The following is a 20683-nucleotide window of genomic DNA, read 5'->3' as shown; positions in this document are numbered from 1 at the left end:
AGGGTCTGGAATGACCGCCACCCCCCTGAGCAGTTCCCAGGGCGCAGGCCGCGCCGGGGATAAGATCTTTTCCGGCGCCGCCCTGGCCGCCGGGTGCCTCATCCTCGCCGTCCTGTTCGGCGTGGCATTGTTCCTTGTTGTCCAGGCCATTCCGGCGCTCACTGCCCCGGCAGCCGAAATCCAGGGCGGCGAAGGCTTCTTCGCCTACATCTGGCCGATCGTTATTGGCACCCTCATTGCCGCCGTCATCGCCCTGGTGATCGCAACACCCGTCGCCATCGGCGTTGCCCTGTTTATCTCGCACTTCGCCCCGCGCGGACTCGCCTCCGGCCTCGGCTACGTCGTGGACCTCCTGGCCGCCATCCCGTCAGTGGTTTACGGCGCCTGGGGCGCGGCATTCCTCGCCAAGGAAATATCCCCGGCCTACAACTGGCTGGCCGGGAACATGGGCTGGCTGCCCATCTTCCAGGGCCCCGCCTCTGCCACTGGCAAAACCATCCTGACCGCGGGCATTGTGCTCTCGGTGATGGTCCTGCCGATCATCACGTCCCTGAGCCGTGAAATCTTCCTGCAGACCCCCAAGCTGCACGAGGAAGCCGCCCTGGCCCTCGGCGCGACGCGCTGGGAAATGATCAAAATGTCGGTCCTGCCGTTCGCCCGTCCGGGCATCATCAGCGCCGTGATGCTGGGCCTGGGCCGCGCATTGGGCGAGACCATGGCGGTTGCCCTGGTCCTCTCCTCCGGTGCCCTGACCGCCAGCCTGATCACGTCCGGCAACCAGACCATCGCCGCGGAGATCGCACTGAACTTCCCCGAGGCCAGCGGCCTCAAGGTCAGTACGCTGATCGCCGCCGGCCTGGTCCTGTTTGTGATCACCCTGGGAGTCAACATGATCGCCCGCTGGATCATCACCCGGCACAAAGAATTCTCGGGAGCAAACTAAATGTCCTCCACTCTCACTCCCGTGCGCAGCAAGCGTTCAGCCCTGACCAAGGGCCAATTGCCTCCTTTTGCGCCGTACGTTGTCCTGGCGCTCGCGCTCATCGTGGGTGCCGCGATCCTGGCCCTGATCGGTTTTAACGCGTTCGGCTGGGGCATTGTCTCGGCCATCCTCTTCACCGCCGGCCTGGTGGGCTGGAGCGCTGTTGTGGAGGGCTCCCGTAAAGCCAAGGACAAGCTGGCGACTTGCCTGGTGGTGGGCTCATTCCTGGTCGCGCTCCTCCCGCTGATCTCCGTAATCTGGACGGTTCTGGTCAACGGTGTTCCCGGCCTGATCGCCCCGGGTTTCCTCACCAACTCCATGAACGGCGTCACCGGCGCCTACGACAATAAGGCTGTCGAAGAGGGCGCCCCCGTGATCGGCGGCATCTACCACGCACTGGTGGGTACGGTGCAGATGACGCTGGTCGCCACCGTCATCTCTGTGCCCGTCGGACTGCTGACCGCCATCTACCTGGTGGAGTACGGCAACGACGGCCGGCTGGCCCGCGCCATCACGTTCTTTGTGGACGTTATGACCGGCATCCCGTCCATCGTGGCCGGCCTGTTTGCCGCAGCGTTCTTCTTCGCCGTGGTTGGGCCCGGCACCAAAACCGGTGCCGTCGCCGCCGTCGCGCTTTCCGTCCTGATGATCCCCGTGGTGGTGCGTTCCAGCGAGGAAATGCTGAAGATCGTCCCCAACGAACTGCGCGAAGCAGCCTACGCGCTGGGCGTGCGCAAGTGGCGCACCATCATCAAGGTGGTTATTCCGACGGCGATCTCCGGCATCGCGTCCGGCGTCACCTTGGCGATCGCCCGCGTGATCGGCGAGACCGCGCCCATCCTGGTCACCGCCGGGTTTGCCACCAGCATCAACAACAACGTGTTCGGCGGTTGGATGGCCTCCCTGCCGACGTTCATCTACACCCAGATCCTGAACCCCACGTCGCCGGCAAACCCGGACCCGTCTTCGCAGCGGGCCTGGGGGGCCGCCCTGGTGCTGATCATCCTGGTGATGGTCCTGAACCTGGGCGCCCGGCTGATCGCCAGGATCTTCGCACCCAAGACCGGCCGCTGAAAAACGTTCAGCTTGGGATTCCGGTCCTCGCGGCCAAACCATAGACTTCAATCCGTACCCCAGCAAGTGAAGGAACATCATGTCTAAGCGCATCGACGTCAAAGACCTGAACGTGTACTACGGCGATTTCCTGGCCGTGGAGGACGTCAGCATCAACATCGAAGCCAAGTCCGTGACGGCTTTCATCGGCCCCTCAGGCTGTGGCAAGTCCACGTTCCTGCGCACCCTGAACCGAATGCACGAAGTGCTGCCGGGCGCCCGCGTCGAAGGCGAAGTCCTTATGGACGGGGACAACCTCTACGGACCCGGGGTGGACCCGGTGACGGTGCGTTCGCAGATCGGCATGGTTTTCCAGCGGCCCAACCCGTTCCCCACCATGTCCATCCGGGACAACGTGCTGGCCGGCGTGAAGCTGAACAACAAGAAGATCTCCAAGGGCGAGGCCGACATCCTGGTGGAGAGGTCCCTTCAGGGTGCCAACCTCTGGAACGAGGTTAAGGACCGCCTGGAAAAGCCCGGATCCGGCCTGTCAGGCGGCCAGCAGCAGCGTCTGTGCATCGCCCGTGCCATCGCCGTGGAACCGCAGGTGATCCTCATGGACGAGCCGTGCTCGGCCCTGGACCCGATCTCCACGATGGCCATCGAGGACCTCATCAACGATCTCAAGGATCAGTACACCGTGGTGATCGTGACCCACAACATGCAGCAGGCCGCGCGCGTTTCGGAAAAGACGGCGTTCTTCAACATTGCCGGAACCGGCAAGCCGGGCAAGCTGATCGAATACGGGAACACCCAGAACATCTTCAGCAACCCCACTATGAAGGCCACCGAGGACTACGTCTCCGGCCGCTTCGGCTGAGCCCCACCGCCGCCAAATGCGGCGTCTAAGGCCTGCCCTCAGGCAGCCAATGGTGACAACGCCAGGGCCAGCACGAACGCCCCTGCCGCGGTTGCCGCGGGGGTAAGGACCCAGAGCGCCAGGATCTGCATGACCAGCTTCCGGTTAGTGACTGAGAAGTGCTGGTTTTCGCCGGCCCCCAACACGGAGGCCGTCACAGTGTGGGTGGTCGAGAGGGGCCATTGAAGCGCGATCGCGCCGACAAACAGCATGGCGGCGCTGAAGGTCTGGGCCACGGAGCCCCGTAGCGGGTCCACCCTGGTGATCTTGTAGCCGATGGTGTAAGAGATCCGCCAGCCGCCAAAAAGCGTTCCGGCAGTGATCATCACGGCGGAAACCAGCGCCGCCCACAGGGGGATACTCTCGCCGTCGGAATAGCCCGCCGCGAGCAGGGCAAGCAGCAGTACGGCACCCACCCGCTGGCCGTCCTGCAGGCCGTGGCCGAACGCTACGGCACCGGCCGCGATGGCCTGGCTGCGGCGGAAGCGCTCGTTGACGACGTTCGGCTGGGCATACCGCGCGGCCCAGGTGACGGGGAAAACCAGCAGATATGCACCAACGTAAGCGACGGCGGGCGAGAGCATCAGGGGCAGGAGAACCTGGAACAGCAGGGACTGGTCAACGCCGCCAACTCCCACCCCGCCCACGGCCAGGCTGGCGAGTCCGGCCCCGGCCAGGCCGCCCACCAGTGCGTGCGTGGAGGACGCGGGGATGCCGCGCCACCACATGAGCAGTCCCCAGGCGCAGGCGCTGGCCAAGGCTGCCACCAGGATGCTGAGGCCGCTTTGTCCATCCGGCAGGTGAATCCAGGTGTGGCTTATGACAACCACTGCGGTGGCGCTGATCAGGGCGCCCACGAAGTTGAAAAAGGCGGCCAGCAGCACGGCCACGCTGGGCGTGAGCGCCCTGGTGCGGACAGCCAGCGCCACGGACGTTGAGACGTCCCTGAAGCCGTTGAGGAAGGCAAACGTTGCGGTCAACAGCACCACAACGCCGAAAATCACTGCTGTCACGTCAGGATTCCTTGACGATGATGCTGCCTACCTGCGTCGCGATGCGGCGCATGTCCTTGGTGACCTCGACCAGCTGGTTGGCGACGTCGCGGTTACGGGAATACTGCGCCCACTTCATGTCCCGGATCATGTCAGCTACCCAGATCCGGTGGGTCCGTTCGGCGCGTTTAGCCAGCCTGAGAATCTCAATCCAGTAATCCTCGAGGTCGTCGAGGTTGTTGAGCTGGCGCATGGCATCCACGGTGAGCTCGGCTTGCCGGCTGATGATCTCGAGCTGGTCTGCGGCGCGCCGGGGCAGGCGGTCAAGCTGATACAGGGATACAAGCTCCGCAGCGCCGTCCAGTTTTTCGAGGGCCTCGTTCAGGTATCGGGACAGAGCGTACATGTCTTCGCGGGGGAGCGGGTTCACAAAGCTCGTGCGCATGTGGGTGAGCAAGGCGAAATGCAGTTCGGCGGACTTGGCTTCGTGGTCGTGCATGTCGTCCACGAGCTTGGCGTGCTCAGTGGCGGGTACGCCCAGGATCTCTGCCATGGTGGCGCTGGCATGCACAATTTGCTGGGCCATCTGGGACAGCAAGGTCAGCCCTGCGGGCTCCTGGGGAAAAAGGCGCAGCTTCACGTTGGGATACCGGTCTCCGGGGATGTGCAGGGTTGGTGGGCCGCCCGCTTGTGACTTGACGCAGGCCAGCAACTGTGTTGATTCTAGCGGCCGGCGGCCGTGGCCTGAAAACAGGCATAAAAATGGTGCCGAACCGGATACGCCTCTCGGCGGTAGGCCGCTCTAGGCGGCTAATTGTTGAAGCCCGGGGGTTTCGCGGCTCGGCACCAGTTTCAGTGTTCTACGTTGCCCCGCCCAAGTCAACATTGACAGATGGGTGCAGGTGGTTCAGTCGAGCTCGCCCAGTCGCCAGGCATTCGCCGCGTGCTCAAGGTCCTCGGCGGTCTTCACGAGCTGGTGCGAGTTGCGCGTGAGCTTGCTGGCGTGGGCTTCGTTGGCGAGCTCGGCGCCGTCGGCGATGGTCGCCTGGCCAAGCGCCACCACACGGCAGAACGCGGCAGAACGCTCCAGTGCGACGTCGAACTCGCCGTCGAACGCTCCGGAAAGAATGGCGTCCGCCATGGCCCGCATTTCTTCGGCTCCAGGCGGTTCCGCGGCGCCGGCCACTACATGGGAGACCTGAGCGGTGTCCTTGCCCGCGCGGAAGTACACGGAGATCCGTTCCGGGTCCTGGACGGTGGCCGCGCGCAGGGCGTAAAGCCGCCAGAGGGCACCGGGCAGCGAACGCGCGGGGCTTTCTGCCCACATCTCTGCGATGGCCTCCAGCCCCTGTTCGTCCGTCAGCTTGACCAGCCGTTCGGTGATGACGGGGTCGTCGCTGTCGCGTCCATGGCGGACCAGCGCCTGGGCGGCGAGGTGGGCGGCCTCGGACACCCGCGCGGGATCCGGTCCGCCGGCGAACGGTTCAAAATCGATGGGGGCGAACGGCTTGGGCTTGTGATGCCGGTTGGCTCCGCCGTAGTGACTGGGTCCTGCTTGTTCGCTCATGCCCCCACGCTACTCCTGTGCCGCGCGGGAAATCGAGTGCTGTTCGCAGCCGGGATAGACCGTGCCAGCGCCTGTGGCACTGCGCGGAATGCGGAACGTACGACGGCGGCGCACACCTGCGTGCCAAACCCGCCCCGTGTGTGGGGTAAAGTATTCTACGTCCAGAAATGGACTGGGCTGATCGGTCGTTTGACGGTCAGCTGGGGCCTTTAGCTCAGTTGGTAGAGCATCGGACTTTTAATCCGTGGGTCGTGGGTTCGATCCCCACAGGGCCCACCCACACAGAAGACCAGAGACACTCCGTCTCTGGTCTTCTGTCGTAAAGCGGGAGCCTAATGTTCGAAATGAGTGTCCGGCGCACCGCCCGGCAGGCTGGCCAGGATGCCCTCGGCCACCTTGCGGAGCTTGATGTTCCTGTGGCTGGATGCCTTGGAGATGATGGCAATCGCGTCGTTGTAGGAGCACCTGTTCTGCGCCATGATGACGCCACAGGCAATATCGATGGATGTCCGGCTTTCCAGGGCCGACTGCAGATCCGACGCCCTGGTGCTGGCCGACTGCAGCTCAAGGGCCAACCTGAGGCCGCGGGACGCCAGGTCAGTGAAGCTGCGGGCCTCGGCGATCACGGGCAGCGGGAACGCCTGCGAGCTGGCCGCGAAGAAGGCGATGGCAGCCTCGGTGCCCTCATCCAGGGAAAGCCGAAGTCCCAGGACGCTGGCGAAGCCGGCGTCCTGGAGGTACGGCCTGTAGCGTGCCCAGCGGAAGTCGGAGCCCACGTGGTTCATGGCCGCGGTACCCGTGCCGGTGAGGGCCTCGAACAGGGGGCCTTCGCCGACCTCCGCTTCCAGCCGGGCCAAGGCTACGGGCCTTGTGTCGGTTCCGGCGGTGGCTCTGGCGCGTTTGACCCGGTTCAGGACCAGGGCGCATTCGATGGGGACACCGGCGAGCTGGCTCAGCGCGGCCGCCGAGAGGTGGACCAGGGTCTCCAAGGAATCGGACAGGTCCGTCGAGCCGGTGACCAGATCGGGGATAAGCCCGTTGGCCCCGACCATCCCGGTGGTGATCGCTTTCGCGGCCGAGTCCGTGCCCGGATGATCGCCCGGTGCCGGGCTGGGTCTGCGGTCCGTGGTTGCTGCCGGCCCCGGATGCGGGACCCCATGCTGGATGGCGTGCGGCGTCGGATGAGCAAGCGGCGGACGCCTGCCTGCCGACGAGTGTGCCTGGGGCGCTTCGGAACGGGACTTCATGTCCGGCTCGCCGTGGGTCGCCGGGATCCGGCTGGTGGCGGGCGGTGGATGCGACCAGTGGAGAATGGAGGGCCGGCGACGGCTGGGGGAGAGGCCTTGGTCTCTAAGACCTCCTCGTCGCCGGCCCCGCTTACTTCCCGTGCCACTTGGGACGGGAAAACGTGGGTGCCAGGTCGTGTATTCATCCTTCTCACAACCCCCTAGTGAGACATCCAATCCAATGCGATGTGCGAGTCTGTGCTCCTAGTCGACGGTAGTTCGGACGTGGTCCCCGGCGAACGCGTAATCGGTACTTGTTTTTCAAATTAGGTAGTACTTGTTTTTGGTCGCTGCGTCTACACCGGCATCTTCGAGCCGGAGCACCCCACAGCGGACGCGGACGGGTTCCGCGCGGACGTCCTGGAACTGACCCGCGAACTCGGTGTTTCCACAGTCCGGTACCCGGGCGGCAACTTCGTGTCCGGGTACCGTTGGGAAGACGGCGTGGGGCCCGTGGAACAGCGCCCGGCACGGCTTGACCTGGCCTGGCACTCCACTGACCCCAACCTCGTGGGCGTCGACGAGTTCGCCAACTGGTCGGTCAATGCGGGAGTGGAACCGATGATGGCGGTCAATCTGGGCACGCGAGGGATCCAGGAGGCGCTGGACCTGCTCGAATACTGCAATATAGACGGTGGCACGGCCTTCTCGGACCAGCGCAAGGCCAACGGAGCTGACAGCGGCTATGGCATCAAAATGTGGTGCCTGGGCAACGAGATGGACGGACCATGGCAGATCGGGCACAAAAGCGCCCTCGAATACGGCCGGCCCGCCGCAGACACCGCCCGCGGCATGCGCATGGTTGATCCTGATCCTGATCCTGATCTTGAGCTGGTGGTCTGCGGCCGTTCGGCGCCCACCATGCCCACCTTCGGCGAGTGGGAGCGCGTGGTGCTGACTGAGACCTACGACCTCGTGGACCTGATTTCCGCCCACCAGTACTTCGAGGACATCGGTGACCTGCAGGAACACCTGGCTGCCGGACACAAAATGGAGTCCTTCATCCGGGACATCGTGGCCCATATCGACCACGTGAAGTCGGTGAAGAAGTCCGACAAGCAGGTCAATATTTCCTTTGACGAGTGGAACGTCTGGCACATGAGCCGCGCCGAATCAAAGTCGCCAACCGGCTCGGACTGGCCGGTGGCCCCGGTGTTGCTGGAGGACAAATACACCGTGGCGGACGCCGTCGTCGTAGGCGATCTTCTGATCACGCTGCTGCGCAACACGGACGTGTGCACGCAGCGAGCCTGGCCCAGCTGGTCAACGTCATTGCCCCCATCATGACCGAACCGGGAGGACGGGCGTGGAAGCAGACCACCTTCCACCCCTTTGCCCTCACCAGCCGCCACGCCGCCGGTACGGTGCTGCAGCTCGCCGTCGAATCCTCGCTGGTCAGCGGCGACACAACGGCGGCCTTCGCCGCCCTGTCCGCGGTGGCAACGCTCGACGCCGATAAACGCGAGGCAGTCATCTTCGCCGTGAACCGCTCGGCGACGGACGCCCTGACCCTGGACGCCGCCGTCGCCGGCCTCGGCAGTGTCCGGGTCCATGATCCGGCTGGCCCTCGATTCCTGGCCGCGGGAGGTGGAAAGATGAGGGCCATGGAACTGCATATCACCGGTGACCCTGCCGCCGACCAACTGCTGACTGATGACGCGTTCGCGCTGCTGACAGGCATGCTGCTGGACCAACAGGTCACCATGGAATCCGCCTTTGCCGGGCCGGAGAAGATCCGGGCCCGGATCGGGTCCATTGCCCCGGCCGCCGTTGCCGCGTATGAACCCCAGGCGTTCGTTGAGGTGTTCAAGGAGCGGCCCGCGGTGCACCGGTTCCCTGGTTCGATGGCGGGTCGCGTCCAGGCGCTCGCCGAAACAGTGCAGCAGGACTGGGACGGCGACGCGACGCTGATCTGGACCAAGGGCGATCCCGACGGCCCGGAGGTGCTGCGCCGCCTGCAGGCACTGCCAGGATTCGGGGAGCAGAAGGCAAAAATCTTCCTTGCACTCCTCGGGAAGCAGCGCGGGCTGAGCGCCTCCGGCTGGCGCGAGGCAGCCGGCCATTACGGCCAGGAGGACGCCTTCCTTTCGGTTGCGGACATCGTGAGTCCTGAATCGCTCGTTAAGGTGCGGGCCAGCAAGCAGGCAGCAAAGGCGGCGGCCAAGGCTGCCAAGGGCTGACCAAGCATGGCAGTGACCAAGCATGGCAGTGACCATGAACGATGTGGCGCGCGCGGCCGGGGTGTCGTTGAAGACCGTGTCGAACGTGCTCAACGACTACGAGTTCATCCGGCCGGCCACCAGGCAACGGGTCCAGGACGCCATCGCCGAACTGGGCTATGAGGCGAACCTGACGGCCCGCAGCTTGCGCTCGGGGAAGACCCACATGCTGGGCCTGCTGCTGTCCGACCTCGCAGCACCGTACTACGCTGAACTGGCCTCGCGGGTGATGACGGCGGCGGAGCAGCGCGGCTACCGGGTGCTCGTGCAACAATCCGGCGCCCTGGAAGCCAACGAACTCGGTGCCCTGCAAGGTCCGCTGCGGCAGCTGACCGATGGCCTGCTGTTCACGCCCCTGGTCATGGGGGCCGACGCCGTCGCCTCCCACCGCGGCACAAAGCCGGTGGTGCTGCTCGGCGAGCACATTCTGGATCCTCGGCTGGATCTGGTCACCATGAGAAACCGGGACGCCACCCACGCCCTCACCGCCCACCTGCTGGCGGGAGGCCGCCGTCGTATCGCCGTGCTCGGCGCCCGGCCCGGCGAGTCCGCGGGCTCTGCCGGTCTGCGGCTAAACGGTTACCGGAGCGCAATGGAGGACGCCGGCGTCCCGTTTGACCCCGCCTTGGTGGCCCCCGGTGAATGGCGCCGCGACGGGGGAGCGGCCGCCGTCGCTTACCACCGTGTCGCCCGGCATGGACGAGATTGCCGAACGGTCCATCGGCCTGCTGATCGACCGGATTAACGGGCTCGAAGCGAGGGCAGGCGGGGTCCACGCGGAGGCGGGCTTCGTCCTGAAAATCCGGGATTCGGCGCCCTGAAGGCTGCCGCCCGGCTATCGTTGGCTGCAACAGTCGTGCGCGGGGGCGTGTCGCTCCCGTGCGTCAGCAAGCAATGTAGGTTCGGGCCCAACACACCAGGCGAGGCGGACATTCCATGAAGACTCCAGACCAGCAGCACGCTCAGATTTTCGGCACGCCGGCACGGTCGGGCGGCGGCGATGCCGTCGTTCATGAGCCCGTGGACCATCAACTCCTCCAGAGTTTGGCGGACGCTCACGGCGTGGGCACCTCGTTCCACGGCTGGGACGGGCTGCCGCACAGCGTCGCGGCGGAGACGCTGATCAAGGTCCTGGCAGCGCTCGGCGTCCCCGCTCACACGAACCAACTGATCGAAAATGCCCTGGTCGAGGCGGAAGTGGCGCCGTGGCGGCGGATGTTGCCCCCCGCCGTCGTGGTTCAGCAGGGCGAATCCGCGCTGGTTCCCGTCCACGTCCGGGACGGTGCCACGGCCCGCCTGCATGTGGAGCTTGAAACGGGAACGGGCGAGCCGGTGGACGCCGTCCCGCAGGATCTCTGGGTGGCGCCACAGGACGTGGATGGCGTGGCCACCGGCCGGGCCACCTTCGCGGTACCGGAGGGGTTGCCGCTGGGCTGGCACACGCTGAGGGCAGAGTCCGACGGCGTCGTAGCCGAGGGTGCGCTGGTGGTGGTTCCGGCGCGGCTCACCACCGCCGATTCCCTGGTGGAGCGTCGGGGATGGGGCCTGGCCACGCAGCTCTACTCCGTGCGGTCCAAGCGGTCCTGGGGGATCGGCGACTTCGCCGACCTCGCGGATCTGGCCACGCTCAGCGGCGCCCGCGGTGCGGACTATGTCCTGGTCAACCCGCTGCACGCCGCGGAACCCGTGCCGCCGGTCCAGCCCTCGCCCTACTCGCCGTCCACGCGGCGCTTCTTCAACCCGCTGTACATCCGGGTGGAGGCCATCCCGGAAATCGCCTATCTAAAGGCGCGCAAGCGCGCAACGGTGGACAGGCTGCAGGAGCAGGTCCAGGTCCTGAACAAGGACGGCGAACGGCTGGACCGCAATGCCGTGTACGCCGCCAAGCTCCAGGCCCTCGAACTGCTGTATCACGCCCGGCGCTCGCCGGCGCGGCAGGCAGCGTTCGACGAATTCTGCCGGATCTCCGGCTCCGGGCTGGATGACTTCGCCCTGTGGTCCGCCATCCGGGAAGACCTGGCACCGGACCATCCGCTGTGGACCGATCCGGACTGCGCTCTGGGCTCGCCCGAAGCGGAGTCGCTGCGTGGGAAGCTGGCGGACAGGATCGGGTTCCACCGCTGGCTGCAGTGGATCTGCGACGAGCAGCTTGAGAACGCGCAGCAGGCGGCGCGACGGGCGGGGATGCGGCTGGGTGTGGTGCACGATCTCGCCGTGGGCGTTGACCTCAGCAGCGCCGACGCCTGGACCCTTCGTGGCGTCCTGGCTCCCGGGATCAGCGTGGGGGCGCCGCCGGACATGTACAACCAGCTGGGCCAGGACTGGAACCAGCCGCCGTGGCATCCCTCCCGCCTGGCGGAGGCCGGCTATGCACCGTTCCGCAACATGCTCTCCACCGTGCTCCGGCACGCCGGCGGCATCCGGGTGGACCACGTGCTGGGCCTGTTCCGCCTCTGGTGGGTGCCGGCTGGCAACTCCCCGCGCGACGGCGCCTACGTCACCTACGACCACGAAGCACTGATCGGCATCCTGGCACTGGAAGCCCAGCGTGCCGGCGCCGTGGTGATCGGCGAGGACCTGGGAACCTTCGAACCGTGGGTGCGCGACTACCTGGCTGCCCGCGGCATCCTGGGCACCTCCATCCTCTGGTTCGAGAACGACGGCGATTCGCCCCTGCCACCGGAACGGTACCGGACGCAGGCCCTCGCCAGCGTCAACACCCACGACTTGCCGCCCACCGCGGGCTACCTGGCGGGCGACCACGTGGCGCTCCGCAGCAGGCTGGGCCTCCTGGAACGCTCTGAGGCGGAGGAACGGACGGAGCACACGGCAACGCTGGAAAAGATGATGGGGCTGCTGCGGGAACGCGGCCTACTGCCCGCGGATGGGGGCACGGCCGGCGCGTCCGCCGACGGGAACGTAGGCAGCACCGGCAGCGAAGAACGCACCATAGAGGCGCTGCACCGCCTGCTGGCCCAGACGCCGTCGGTCCTCCTTGGCGTGGCGTTGGTGGATGCCGTGGGGGAGCGGCGGGTGCAGAACCAGCCCGGCACCACCGAGGCGCTGTACCCGAACTGGCAGGTCCCGCTCGGTGATCCGGACGGAAAGCCGGTGTTCATCGACGACCTCCCTGCCAACCCACGGTTCAACGCTTTGCTGGGTGCGGTCGCGGAGGCGCTCCGCGGCTGACCCATGGTGCGGCTGACCCCTGCCGCAACTGACCTCGACCGGTACCCCGGGTTGCCGGGGTCAGCGGGTAACCTCCTCCAGGAGTTCCAGCACGTGGCGGTACTGCGCGCCGGTTGCCCGCGTCATGCCCAATTCGCAGGTCCGGTTGCAGGAGGCGTGCGCCGCAGCGCCCATGTCCGCCACTTCCGCGGCCTGCTTTGCGGTAGCTGATGCCGTCAGCTCCGGGTGCAGCATGCCACGGTCCCCGGCGAATGCGCAGCAGCCCCAGTTCTCCGGGACCTCCACGCGATCGGCGACGGCGCCGGCCACGGCACCGAGGGCATCGTTAAGCCCCATCCGGGTGGAGGAGCAGGTGGGGTGCAGGGCCAACGACTCCAGCTTCCCGTGATCGGGCAGTCCGGGAAGGATCCGGTCGGCAACGAAGTCCACGGCGTCCACCATGCGCAGTGGACGCTGCCCTGCTGCCGGCGTGTCAGATTCGACAGCCTGGCGCAGGCCCTCGGTGCAGGAGGATGCGTCGCAAACGATGGGCAGCTCGCCGTCCCGGGTGGCCTCCCGGAGCGCGGCGAGGGTCTTCTCCCGCATCCTTTCCTGGCCGGCGGCCATGCCTTTGGAAGACCAAGGGGTGCCGCAGCAGAGGCCGTCGATCCCTTCCGGGACAAGGAGCACCAGCCCCGCCCTGGCACAAAGCTGTTCGAAGCTGTACTGGACGCCTTTCCCGGGGCTGTCCTGGGCCGTACCCGCAGGCCCGAACATGGTCCCCACGCACGCAGGGAAGTAGACAGCGTCCACTTCGCCCGCCGGCGTCGGACGCTTCCGCACCGAACCGCCGCCCGGCAGTTCGGCCGAATACAGCGGGACTGTGTCTTCCCCAAGCACTGCCCGCGCGGCCTTGTTGGGCGGGGTGATTGCGGCGGCAGGGAGCTTATTGACCACTGTCAGGGCCAGCGAAGCACCGCGGGTGACGCCCTCCCAGTGCTTGGCGGCGGCATTCCACACGCCGTTGGCGAGCGGGCCGGCGTCGGCCTGCCGCAGCTTTTTGACAAGCGATCCGGTGTTGATGTCCACCGGGCAGGCGGTCTGGCACATCCCGTCCACGGCGCACGTATCCACAGACTCGTACTCGTAGTCCTTTTCCAGTTCCTTGACCAGCGCCGTGTCCCCGGCCAGCCGCGCGGATTCGATGGCGCGCAGCGTAACGATCCGCTGCCGCGGCGTCAAGGTGATGTCCTTGCTGGGGCACACCGGCTCGCAGTACCCGCAGGAGACGCAGCGGTCCACTTCCTCGGCGACCGGTGGCGCTGTTTTGATGTGCCGCAGGTGCGCCAGGGGGTCCTCGTCCATCAGTACGCCCGGGTTGAGCATCCCGGCAGGGTCGAACAGCCGCTTGATGCTGCGCATGACGTCATAGAGCTCATCGCCATATTGCCTGCGGACGTAGGGTGCCATGACGCGCCCTGTGCCGTGCTCGGCCTTCAGGGATCCGCCCTCGGCCAGGACCAGGTCCACCATGTCTTCGGTGAAGGCGCTGTAACGGTCCAGTTCTGCGGCGGTGGCGAAACCGTCGGTGAGCATGAAGTGGACGTTGCCGTCCTTTGCGTGGCCGAAGATCACGCTGTTGCCGTAGCTGTACTTGTCGAAAAGCCGGATCAGTTCCCGGCAGGTGCGGCCCAGCACCGGGACAGGGACCACAATGTCTTCCAGTAGCGCGGTGGTGCCCTGGGGACGCGCACCGGCGACGCAGGCGTAGAGGCCCTTGCGCAACTGCCAGAGCTGGCCGCGTTCGCGGGAGTCGCCGGTGAACCGGGCCGGAGCGGACAGCCCGAGGCTGCGGAGGATGCCCTCGCCGTTGACCTGGAGCTCCGCCAAATGTCCGGCGCTGCCGGCGGAGTACTCCACAAGGAGTGCGGCATGCTCCCGGACCGTCAGGTCCCGCACGACGGCGGGAGTTCCCTTGAGCGTCTGGCCCACCTTGAGCGACAAGGCATCCATCAGCTCAATGGTGGCGGCTCCTGTCTCGACAAGGGCGGGCAGCGCCGCGTTGGCGGCCTCAAGGTCCGGGAACACCAACAGGCCCGCGGCGGCGTGCTGGAGCCGCGGAATGGTGCGGAAAACCGCCTCTGCCACGAAACCCAGGGTGCCTTCGCTGCCGACAATCAGGTGGGCCATGATGTCCACCGGGCTCTTGAAGTCCAGCAGGGAGTTCAGGCCGTAGCCCATGGTGTTCTTCATGGAAAACTGCTGCCGGATCCGGCCGACCGAGTCGGGGTTGTTCCGGACGCGCTCCGCCAACCGGGCCAGGCCTGCATAGAGTTCCGGCTCGAGGGCGCGGAGTTTCCGGTCGGCGTCCGATGCACCGGTGTCGATCACGGTGCCGGAGGGCAGCACCACCGTCAACGACTCCAGGGTGCGGTAGGTGTTATCTACCGTCCCGCAGTTCATGCCGGAGGAGTTGTTCGCCACCACACCGCCGATGGTGCACGCCGCCTCACTGGCCGGATCGGGGCCGAATTTCCGGCCGTAGCGGGCGAGCCTCGCGTTGAGGGCCCGGACCGTGACGCCGGGCTGGACGCGGACCCGCGCGCCGCCGTCGAGCACTTCGATGTCCCGGAAGTTGCGGCGCACGTCCACCAGCACGCCGTCGGTGACCGCCTGGCCGCTGAGGCTGGTCCCGCCGGACCGGAAGGTCAGCGGCACACCCTGGGCGGCGCTGGCCCGCAACAGGCCGCCTACTTCCGCGGCATTCCCGGCCGCGACCACTGCCTGCGGGATCAGCAGGAAATGCGAGGCATCATGGGCGTTCGCATGCAGGTCGATCGCCCGGGTCTTCACCTGGGCGGGATCCTTCACCGCCGCGCGGAGGCCAGCCAAGTCCACGGGTGCCATCAGGGGACCATCCAGCCCAGGACGGGGGTGGACTGCAGGAAGATCAGCACGGTGATGAGCGCCAGCAGGCCAAGGCTCCAGCCGAGGAGCTTCCGGAACAGCGTTCCCTCGGCACCGTCAAGGCCCACCGCCGCCGAGGCTACGGCCAGGTTCTGCAGCGAAAGCATCTTCCCCATCACCCCGGCGGAGGAGTTGGAGGCTGCCATCAGCACTGGTGACAGGCCGGTCTGCTCCGCCGCGGTGGCCTGCATCTGGCCGAACAGGGAGTTGGAGGATGTGTCGGAGCCGGTGAGTGCCACACCAATCCAGCCGATCAATGGCGAGAGGACGGCGAAAAACCCGCCCGCGGAGGCCAAGGCAAAGCCAAGGGTAGTGGTCTGGCCGGAGAGGTTCATGACGAAGGAGAGGCCCAGCACGGCCGTGACGGTAACGATGGTCCAGCGCAGCTGTACCACCGTGTCCCGGTAGACGCGCAGCCCCTGTGATGCAGTGATTTTGTACAGCAGCATGGTGAGCAGACCGGAGAACAACAGCAGCGTGCCGGTCGCCTTGAGGTGGTCCAGCTTGAACTTCGTGGCTGCGACTGGCTTGCCGGCCGAGTCGGTGATGTCCAGGCCCGGCCACGCGAACGTGACGCTGCCAACCTGGCTCAGCCAGGCCTTGACGAACGGAATCTGCGCCACCGAGAACACCACGATGATGATCAGGTAAGGGGCGACCGCCATCCAGATCTGCCGCGGCTCGGGCCGCGAGTTATCAGCTGGTACAGCACTGCCTGTTGGCATCGCAGTGCCCGGGGCTGGCCGTTCGGCAGAGTGTTTTGAGCTGGTTCCGCTCGCTGAACCGGCACCCGCGCGGGCGCTGGCGGCTTCTGGGCGGGCACCGACGTTTGCGCGGGCACCGACGGCGGCTGCCTCGGTTGCTTCCGGTGCGGCCTGAACTGCGCCTCCCATTCCGACGGTTTCTTTCGGCTGCCACACCTTCAGCGTCAGGAGCACGGCGGCCACTGTTACCACGGCGGCCACAACGTCAGTGAGTTCCACGGCGAAGTAGTTGGAGGTGACAAACTGCGCCGCACCGAAGGCGACGCCTGCCACGAGGGCTACGGGCCAGGTCTGCTTCACTCCGCGCCGGCCATCGACGATGAACACCAGCAGCAGCGGAACGATCAGGGCGATGAACGGAGTCTGGCGTCCGGCCATCGAGGAAAGCTCATTCAGCGGCAGGCCGGTGACGCCGTTCAGGGCGATGATTGGCGCGGCCATCGCGCCGAAGGCTACCGGGGCGGTGTTGGCCAGCAGCGAGACAATTGCTGACTTCAGCGGCTTCATTCCTGCAGCCATCAGCATGGCGGCGGAGATGGCCACGGGTGCGCCAAAGCCGGCCAGGGATTCCAGCAGGGCGCCGAAGCAGAAAGCGATCAGGATGGACAAAATCCTGAGGTCGTTCGAGATGGAACGGATAGTGCGTCCCAGCACTTCGAACCACGGCGTGGCCACGGTGAGCCGGTAGATCCACAGCGCATTCACCAGGATCCAAAGGATGGGGAACAGTCCGTAGAAGATGCCGGCCGCGGTGGCGCTAAGGGCCTGGTTGACAGGCATCTGCCAGCCAACGATCGCTAGCACCAGGGACAGGGCGAGGCTGGCCAGGGCTGCTTTGGGTGCCTTGACCTTAAAAACGCCCAGCAGAACAAATAGCAGGACAAGGGGAAGCGCCGCGAAAAGGGCGGAAAGGATTAGGGACCCGGCGATGGGGTCGAGGATCTGCTGAAACATGTGTCTCCAGATTGTGTTGGGCGTCACAACACCGTGGCGCCCTTCGATTGTCTAACAAGTACACATGTTGGTCAAGTGCATGTGTTGACTTGTCTGGCAAGATTGAAGGAATTGGGTTTTGGTTCAGTTGGGTTGTTGGTTCGGGGAGGACACGCGCATGGCCGGCCGTATTGCAGCAGTTTCCATCGTGGACGCCATCGCTGCGGATCTGCGGAGCCGCGTCTTCTCGGGTGACCTGGGTTCCGGAAAGGCGCTCACTGAGACAGACGTCGCAACGTCGTATGAAGTGGCGCGCCCCACCGCCAAGGCCTCGATAGAGAAGCTCGTGGCAGAGGGGCTGCTGGACCGGGGCACGCACAAGACCGCACGTGTTGTGGACCTGGGGCCGGAATCGGTGCGTGACATCTACCAGGCACGCGCGTATCTGGAAAGCGAAGTACTCCGCCGGTTGGCGCGCACCAGAGACGTGCCGCAAGGGGCGGTCCAGGCCAACCGCGATATCGCGGCATTGAAGTCGGGCGCGCCGCTGGACGTTGTGGAACCTGACATGCGTTTCCATACAAGCCTGATCGACGCACTGGACAATGAGCGCATCAGCCGGATGTACCGCTCGCTTGTGGGTGAGGTGCGGCTGTGTATGGTCCGGGTCCAATCACTGCACCTCCTGGACACGGAGCTGATACTGGCCGAACACCAGAAGATCCTTGAGTTGATCGAGGGCGGCCAGGGTGAGGCCGCCGCCGAACTGCTGGATGAACACCTTGGGCGCGCGCGTGAACGGCTCGTCGCCGCTATGGGGGGAACTGCTGGCCCGGAGGCTGAGTATCCGTCAGGGCTGCTGCAGGAGTAGTCGGCTAAGCCGCGGTTAGCCAGCCCGCCGTGAGCAGGTGGGTGACGTGGTCGTAGTCGGACACCCTGGGGTCGGCGCCCAGGCCGCCTTGTCATTGGTTGTGGCCCCGTTGCTGAATCGGTCGGCCATCACAAAGTGGAAATTCTCGTCCGTTAACGGGGCGCGGAGGGACTGAAGGGCCGACGGCGGCCCCGGGTCCTTCGGGCCTGGCGCCGCGTGCGCCGGGAGGACAAAAGTCGATGCGAGCATGGCGGCGGCGAGCAGTCGCAGCCATGGTGTTGTCGGGCGGTTGAGTCGTTGTCTGCGGTGCGTGGGTTTACGTCAGGAGACCTTCCTGGCAGCAGCGTTGCTGTACAGGCTGCTGTGGAGTTGCGAGTGGGGCTGTCAATGGCCAATAGTTTGTGCCCAAGGGCGGCCAGCAAAAATGCCCGCTGGTGGCCATGAAAACTGCCCACTCATGGCCACCAGATCTGCCCACCAGGTGTTCGGCGGCGTTGGCCATGTTGGGGTGTGGGTTTAGCTCATTGGAGTGACTCCCTTTCCGGCCAAGGCCTGGCTGAGGCGGATTGATTCTCCTGAGGTCTGGCAGACGTGCGCGTGGTGCAGCAGCCGATCGACGGTTGCTGTGGCGAGGGTTTTGGGCATGAGCTCGTCAAAGCCGGCCGGATGCAGGTTTGAGGACACCGCGATGGACCGTTTCTCATAGGCGGCATCGACGAGGCGGTAGAGCCCCTCGGCCGCGTCGGTGCCGACCGGCAAGAGGCCTATATCATCGACCACCACTAAATCTGCGCGCAGGATCCGGGCGACGACTTTNGTGACGCTGTCATCGGAGCGGTGGGCGCGCATGAGAGCGCCGAGGTCCTCGAGCCGGAACCAGGCGACCCGCATGCCGGCCTCGACGGCCTGCTGCCCGAGGGCCTCGAGGAAGAACGTCTTGCCGGTGCCGGAGGGGCCACAGATCACGACGTTTTCCTTCCGCCCGATCCATTCCAGCGTCCGCAGCGCCTGCTGCGTCGGGGCCGGGATCGAGGAAGCGGCGGGATCCCAAGTGTCGAAGGTCTTCCCGGTCGGGAAGCCCGCGGCCTTGCGCCGGGTGGCGAGCATGGACCGGGACCGGCCGGCGACTTCCTCGACGAAGAGGGCTTTGACGACCTCGGCCGGTTCCCAGCGCTGGGCGCGGGCAGTCGCAATCAGTTCCGGCGCCAGCGCCCGTGCATGGGGCATCTTCAGCTGCCGCATCAGCGCCTCCAGTTCCGGCGCCAGCGCGGGTGCGGTGGCCGGGACGGGGCTCATGCGCTTTCCTCCAGCGCGGTGGCGGCGCTGGCTGTTACGGGTGGTCGGCCGATGGCGGCCCACCCGGCGGTGCCTTGGGTGAGGGACCGGGTTTCCCCGGCGGCATGGGTGGTGGTGCGGGTGAGGGCGGCGTTCAGGATCGAGGCGAGATCCTTGTTCGCGAAGCGGCCATGGATGGCCGCGGTCCCCAACGCGTGGTCGACTTCGGACTGGCCTGCGATCTTGGCCAGGGCGACGGCTTCGGCCATCTTCACGTTCATCCGCGCGGTGCCCGCCGCGGCGGCCTCGAGCAGCCAGGTGCGGGCGCCGTCGCCGATGGCGAGGAACTCCGCTTCCGCGGCGGTCCTGGCTTTCGTCGTGTACTCACCGGGGATCCTGGGCCGGTGGTCTGGGAAGTGCGCGTCGTTGATTGCCGGGCTGCCGGGGCGGGCGCGCCGGTGCCGGGCGACTTCGACCGGGCCCTGGCTGCCGTGGTGGACGACGATGACCTGCTCGTCGGCTCCGGCGCCGTGGGCCCGGACGAACACCCGCGCGCCGAGCAGATATGCCGGGACGGAGTACTGGCCGGTCTCGAACGTGACCATCGGCGTGTTCTCCGGGACGGTGCGGGAGAGACCGAACGCGACGGTGTGGGCGGTGTCCGGGATCCGGTGCAACCGCGGTGCCTCCTCGGTGAGCATCGCGGCGGGTTTTCGGCGGGTGGCCCGGTGCTCACGGTTATTGACCTCGTCCATGAACGACTGGCAGGCCGCTTCGATCTGCGCGAAGGAAGCGTATTCGGCACGCAGGTTAGTGTCCTTGGGCACGATGTCGGCTTTGGCGAGTTTCACCGAGGACTCCACGCCGCCCTTGGAGGCAGGGTCCGCCGGCTGGCAGGTCAACACCGTCACGCCGTAATGGCGGGCGAAGTCGACCGTCTGCTGGTTGCGCACCGGGACCCCGGCGACATGGGAAACGGTGACCGTTTTCTCGTTATCCGTGAGGACGTAGGTTGGGGCGCCGCCTATGACACGGAAGGTGCGGTCCAGCGCCGCGAACACGCTCGGCGCCGTCCGGTCCCGCAGCGCGATGACGATCCTTAAGCGGGACCACGCCAGCCAGGCCACGAACAAAACGGTCTTCTTCCCCTCGATCACGGGGCCGTCGCCGAAATCGTACTGAAGCCACATGCCCGGTTCCGTGATCCAGGGCCGGTGCACCCGGACATGACCCAGCCGCCAGGCGGCGCGGACCTGCGCGACGGCCCGGCGGGTCGAGCGTTCCGAACCCTCGTAGCCGAGGGCCNGGAGTTTCTCGTGGGCTTTATCGGCGCGGATCTTGCCCTTGGAGGCCTCGATCCATTCCTCGATCTTGGGCAGGAACGCATCGGTGACCCGGCCCCGATAGACCGGTTCCGCGATCGGCTGGCCGGCATCCCTGGCAGCGACGTGCCGGGCGACCGTGTGGTGCGAGCAGCCGGTGAGCTCAGCGGCGGCACGCAACGATCCGGTCAGATCATACGCAGCAAGTATTTCCATGATTTCTCCGTCAAACTTCATTAGGGCCTCTTCCCGGACGACTTTGGTGCGACTAGACACCGTCATCAAACCCCGGGAAGAGGCTCCCGCCGCTTAAGCAGCAGGGCTAAGTAAAGGAAGTGGGCAGATCTCATGGCCACCAACGGGCA

The 20683-nt window shown here is 66.2% G+C and carries 15 protein-coding genes, 1 tRNA gene and 1 pseudogene; 9 read left to right on the top strand and 8 right to left on the bottom strand.

Annotated elements, in window-relative coordinates:
• Nucleotides 1-10 precede the first annotated feature (10 nt).
• The 3 genes from pstC (at nt 11) to pstB (ending at nt 2915) form a co-directional block, all read left to right on the top strand.
• Nucleotides 11-943 carry a phosphate ABC transporter permease subunit PstC gene (pstC, locus tag DAD99_RS07070; protein WP_185262287.1) on the top strand — a complete coding sequence of 311 codons (933 nt, stop codon included), beginning with the start codon at nt 11-13 and terminating at the stop codon, nt 941-943.
• Nucleotides 944-2056, top strand: a complete 1113-nt coding sequence (pstA, locus tag DAD99_RS07065) for a phosphate ABC transporter permease PstA (RefSeq protein WP_185262288.1) — start codon at nt 944-946, stop codon at nt 2054-2056. It abuts the gene before it with no gap.
• 79 nt (nt 2057-2135) lie between these two features.
• Nucleotides 2136-2915: a phosphate ABC transporter ATP-binding protein PstB gene (gene pstB / locus DAD99_RS07060; RefSeq protein ID WP_193340938.1), complete on the top strand. Its 780-nt coding sequence runs from the start codon at nt 2136-2138 to the stop codon at nt 2913-2915.
• Nucleotides 2916-2953: 38 nt separating this feature from the next.
• On the opposite strand, the gene DAD99_RS07055 is transcribed toward pstB, so the two are convergent.
• The 3 genes from DAD99_RS07055 to DAD99_RS07045 all read right to left on the bottom strand — a co-directional run bounded on the left by DAD99_RS07055 (nt 2954) and on the right by DAD99_RS07045 (nt 5513).
• The gene (locus DAD99_RS07055; protein ID WP_193340937.1) at nt 2954-3967 is read right to left on the bottom strand and encodes an inorganic phosphate transporter; all 1014 of its coding nucleotides are present in this window, start codon (nt 3965-3967) and stop codon (nt 2954-2956) included.
• A gap of 1 nt (nt 3968) precedes the next feature.
• On the bottom strand, nt 3969-4586 hold the full coding sequence (locus DAD99_RS07050; RefSeq protein ID WP_185262291.1) for a DUF47 domain-containing protein: 618 nt from the start codon (nt 4584-4586) through the stop codon (nt 3969-3971).
• A 267-nt stretch (nt 4587-4853) separates the two neighbouring features.
• Entirely contained in the window at nt 4854-5513 is a 660-nt protein-coding gene (locus DAD99_RS07045; protein WP_193340936.1) for a hypothetical protein, read from the bottom strand.
• Between the two features lie 203 nt (nt 5514-5716).
• Between DAD99_RS07045 and DAD99_RS07040 the strand changes: the two genes are divergently transcribed.
• Nucleotides 5717-5789, top strand: a tRNA-Lys gene (locus tag DAD99_RS07040).
• Between the two features lie 56 nt (nt 5790-5845).
• Here the strand turns inward: DAD99_RS07040 and DAD99_RS07035 are convergent.
• A complete protein-coding gene (locus tag DAD99_RS07035) occupies nt 5846-6760 on the bottom strand; it encodes an ANTAR domain-containing protein (RefSeq protein ID WP_227007757.1) in 915 nt (304 codons plus the stop codon).
• A 324-nt stretch (nt 6761-7084) separates the two neighbouring features.
• Here DAD99_RS07035 and DAD99_RS07030 point away from each other — a divergent pair.
• The 4 genes and pseudogenes from DAD99_RS07030 to malQ form a co-directional block, all read left to right on the top strand.
• Nucleotides 7085-8349, top strand: a pseudogene (locus DAD99_RS07030) (alpha-N-arabinofuranosidase); the annotation flags it as partial.
• Nucleotides 8350-8394: 45 nt separating this feature from the next.
• Nucleotides 8395-8979: an HhH-GPD-type base excision DNA repair protein gene (locus DAD99_RS07025; RefSeq protein ID WP_227007766.1), complete on the top strand. Its 585-nt coding sequence runs from the start codon at nt 8395-8397 to the stop codon at nt 8977-8979.
• Nucleotides 8980-9013: 34 nt separating this feature from the next.
• Entirely contained in the window at nt 9014-9763 is a 750-nt protein-coding gene (locus DAD99_RS07020) for a LacI family DNA-binding transcriptional regulator (protein ID WP_227007765.1), read from the top strand.
• Between the two features lie 191 nt (nt 9764-9954).
• Entirely contained in the window at nt 9955-12207 is a 2253-nt protein-coding gene (malQ, locus tag DAD99_RS07015) for a 4-alpha-glucanotransferase (protein WP_193340935.1), read from the top strand.
• Nucleotides 12208-12267: 60 nt separating this feature from the next.
• On the opposite strand, the gene DAD99_RS07010 is transcribed toward malQ, so the two are convergent.
• Nucleotides 12268-15093, bottom strand: a complete 2826-nt coding sequence (locus DAD99_RS07010) for an FAD-binding and (Fe-S)-binding domain-containing protein (protein WP_193340934.1) — start codon at nt 15091-15093, stop codon at nt 12268-12270.
• Nucleotides 15093-16871, bottom strand: a complete 1779-nt coding sequence (locus DAD99_RS07005) for an L-lactate permease (protein WP_193340933.1) — start codon at nt 16869-16871, stop codon at nt 15093-15095. The genes DAD99_RS07010 and DAD99_RS07005 overlap by 1 nt, the downstream gene beginning before the upstream one ends.
• A gap of 157 nt (nt 16872-17028) precedes the next feature.
• On the opposite strand from DAD99_RS07005, the gene DAD99_RS07000 reads away from it, so the two are divergent.
• Nucleotides 17029-17721 (top strand): GntR family transcriptional regulator, encoded by a 693-nt coding sequence (locus DAD99_RS07000; RefSeq protein WP_193340932.1) that lies wholly within the window; start codon nt 17029-17031, stop codon nt 17719-17721.
• Nucleotides 17722-18237: 516 nt separating this feature from the next.
• On the opposite strand, the gene istB is transcribed toward DAD99_RS07000, so the two are convergent.
• The gene (istB, locus tag DAD99_RS06995; RefSeq protein WP_193340931.1) at nt 18238-19017 is read right to left on the bottom strand and encodes an IS21-like element helper ATPase IstB; all 780 of its coding nucleotides are present in this window, start codon (nt 19015-19017) and stop codon (nt 18238-18240) included.
• Complete coding sequence (istA, locus tag DAD99_RS06990) at nt 19014-20555, bottom strand: IS21 family transposase (RefSeq protein ID WP_193340930.1); 1542 nt, start codon at nt 20553-20555, stop codon at nt 19014-19016. Before istA ends, istB begins: the two co-directional genes overlap by 4 nt.
• Between the last annotated feature and the right edge of the window lie 128 nt (nt 20556-20683).

Origin of the sequence: Pseudarthrobacter sp. AB1, from assembly GCF_014926485.1 — a bacterium.
GTDB lineage: Bacteria > Actinomycetota > Actinomycetes > Actinomycetales > Micrococcaceae > Arthrobacter.
This window is presented reverse-complemented; position numbering and strand designations above follow the sequence as displayed.

Excerpts from the sequence above, each read along its gene's own strand:
- DAD99_RS07000 (WP_193340932.1), top strand. The coding sequence starts at position 17,029 with ATGGCCGGCCGTATTGCAGCAGTTTCCATCGTGGACGCCATCGCTGCG.
- DAD99_RS07045 (WP_193340936.1), bottom strand. The coding sequence starts at position 5,513 with ATGAGCGAACAAGCAGGACCCAGTCACTACGGCGGAGCCAACCGGCAT.
- DAD99_RS07010 (WP_193340934.1), bottom strand. The coding sequence starts at position 15,093 with ATGGCACCCGTGGACTTGGCTGGCCTCCGCGCGGCGGTGAAGGATCCC.
- pstB (WP_193340938.1), top strand. The coding sequence starts at position 2,136 with ATGTCTAAGCGCATCGACGTCAAAGACCTGAACGTGTACTACGGCGAT.
- DAD99_RS07020 (WP_227007765.1), top strand. The coding sequence starts at position 9,014 with ATGAACGATGTGGCGCGCGCGGCCGGGGTGTCGTTGAAGACCGTGTCG.
- DAD99_RS07025 (WP_227007766.1), top strand. The coding sequence starts at position 8,395 with ATGAGGGCCATGGAACTGCATATCACCGGTGACCCTGCCGCCGACCAA.
- DAD99_RS07035 (WP_227007757.1), bottom strand. The coding sequence starts at position 6,760 with ATGAAGTCCCGTTCCGAAGCGCCCCAGGCACACTCGTCGGCAGGCAGG.
- malQ (WP_193340935.1), top strand. The coding sequence starts at position 9,955 with ATGAAGACTCCAGACCAGCAGCACGCTCAGATTTTCGGCACGCCGGCA.
- DAD99_RS07005 (WP_193340933.1), bottom strand. The coding sequence starts at position 16,871 with ATGTTTCAGCAGATCCTCGACCCCATCGCCGGGTCCCTAATCCTTTCC.
- pstA (WP_185262288.1), top strand. The coding sequence starts at position 944 with ATGTCCTCCACTCTCACTCCCGTGCGCAGCAAGCGTTCAGCCCTGACC.
- pstC (WP_185262287.1), top strand. The coding sequence starts at position 11 with ATGACCGCCACCCCCCTGAGCAGTTCCCAGGGCGCAGGCCGCGCCGGG.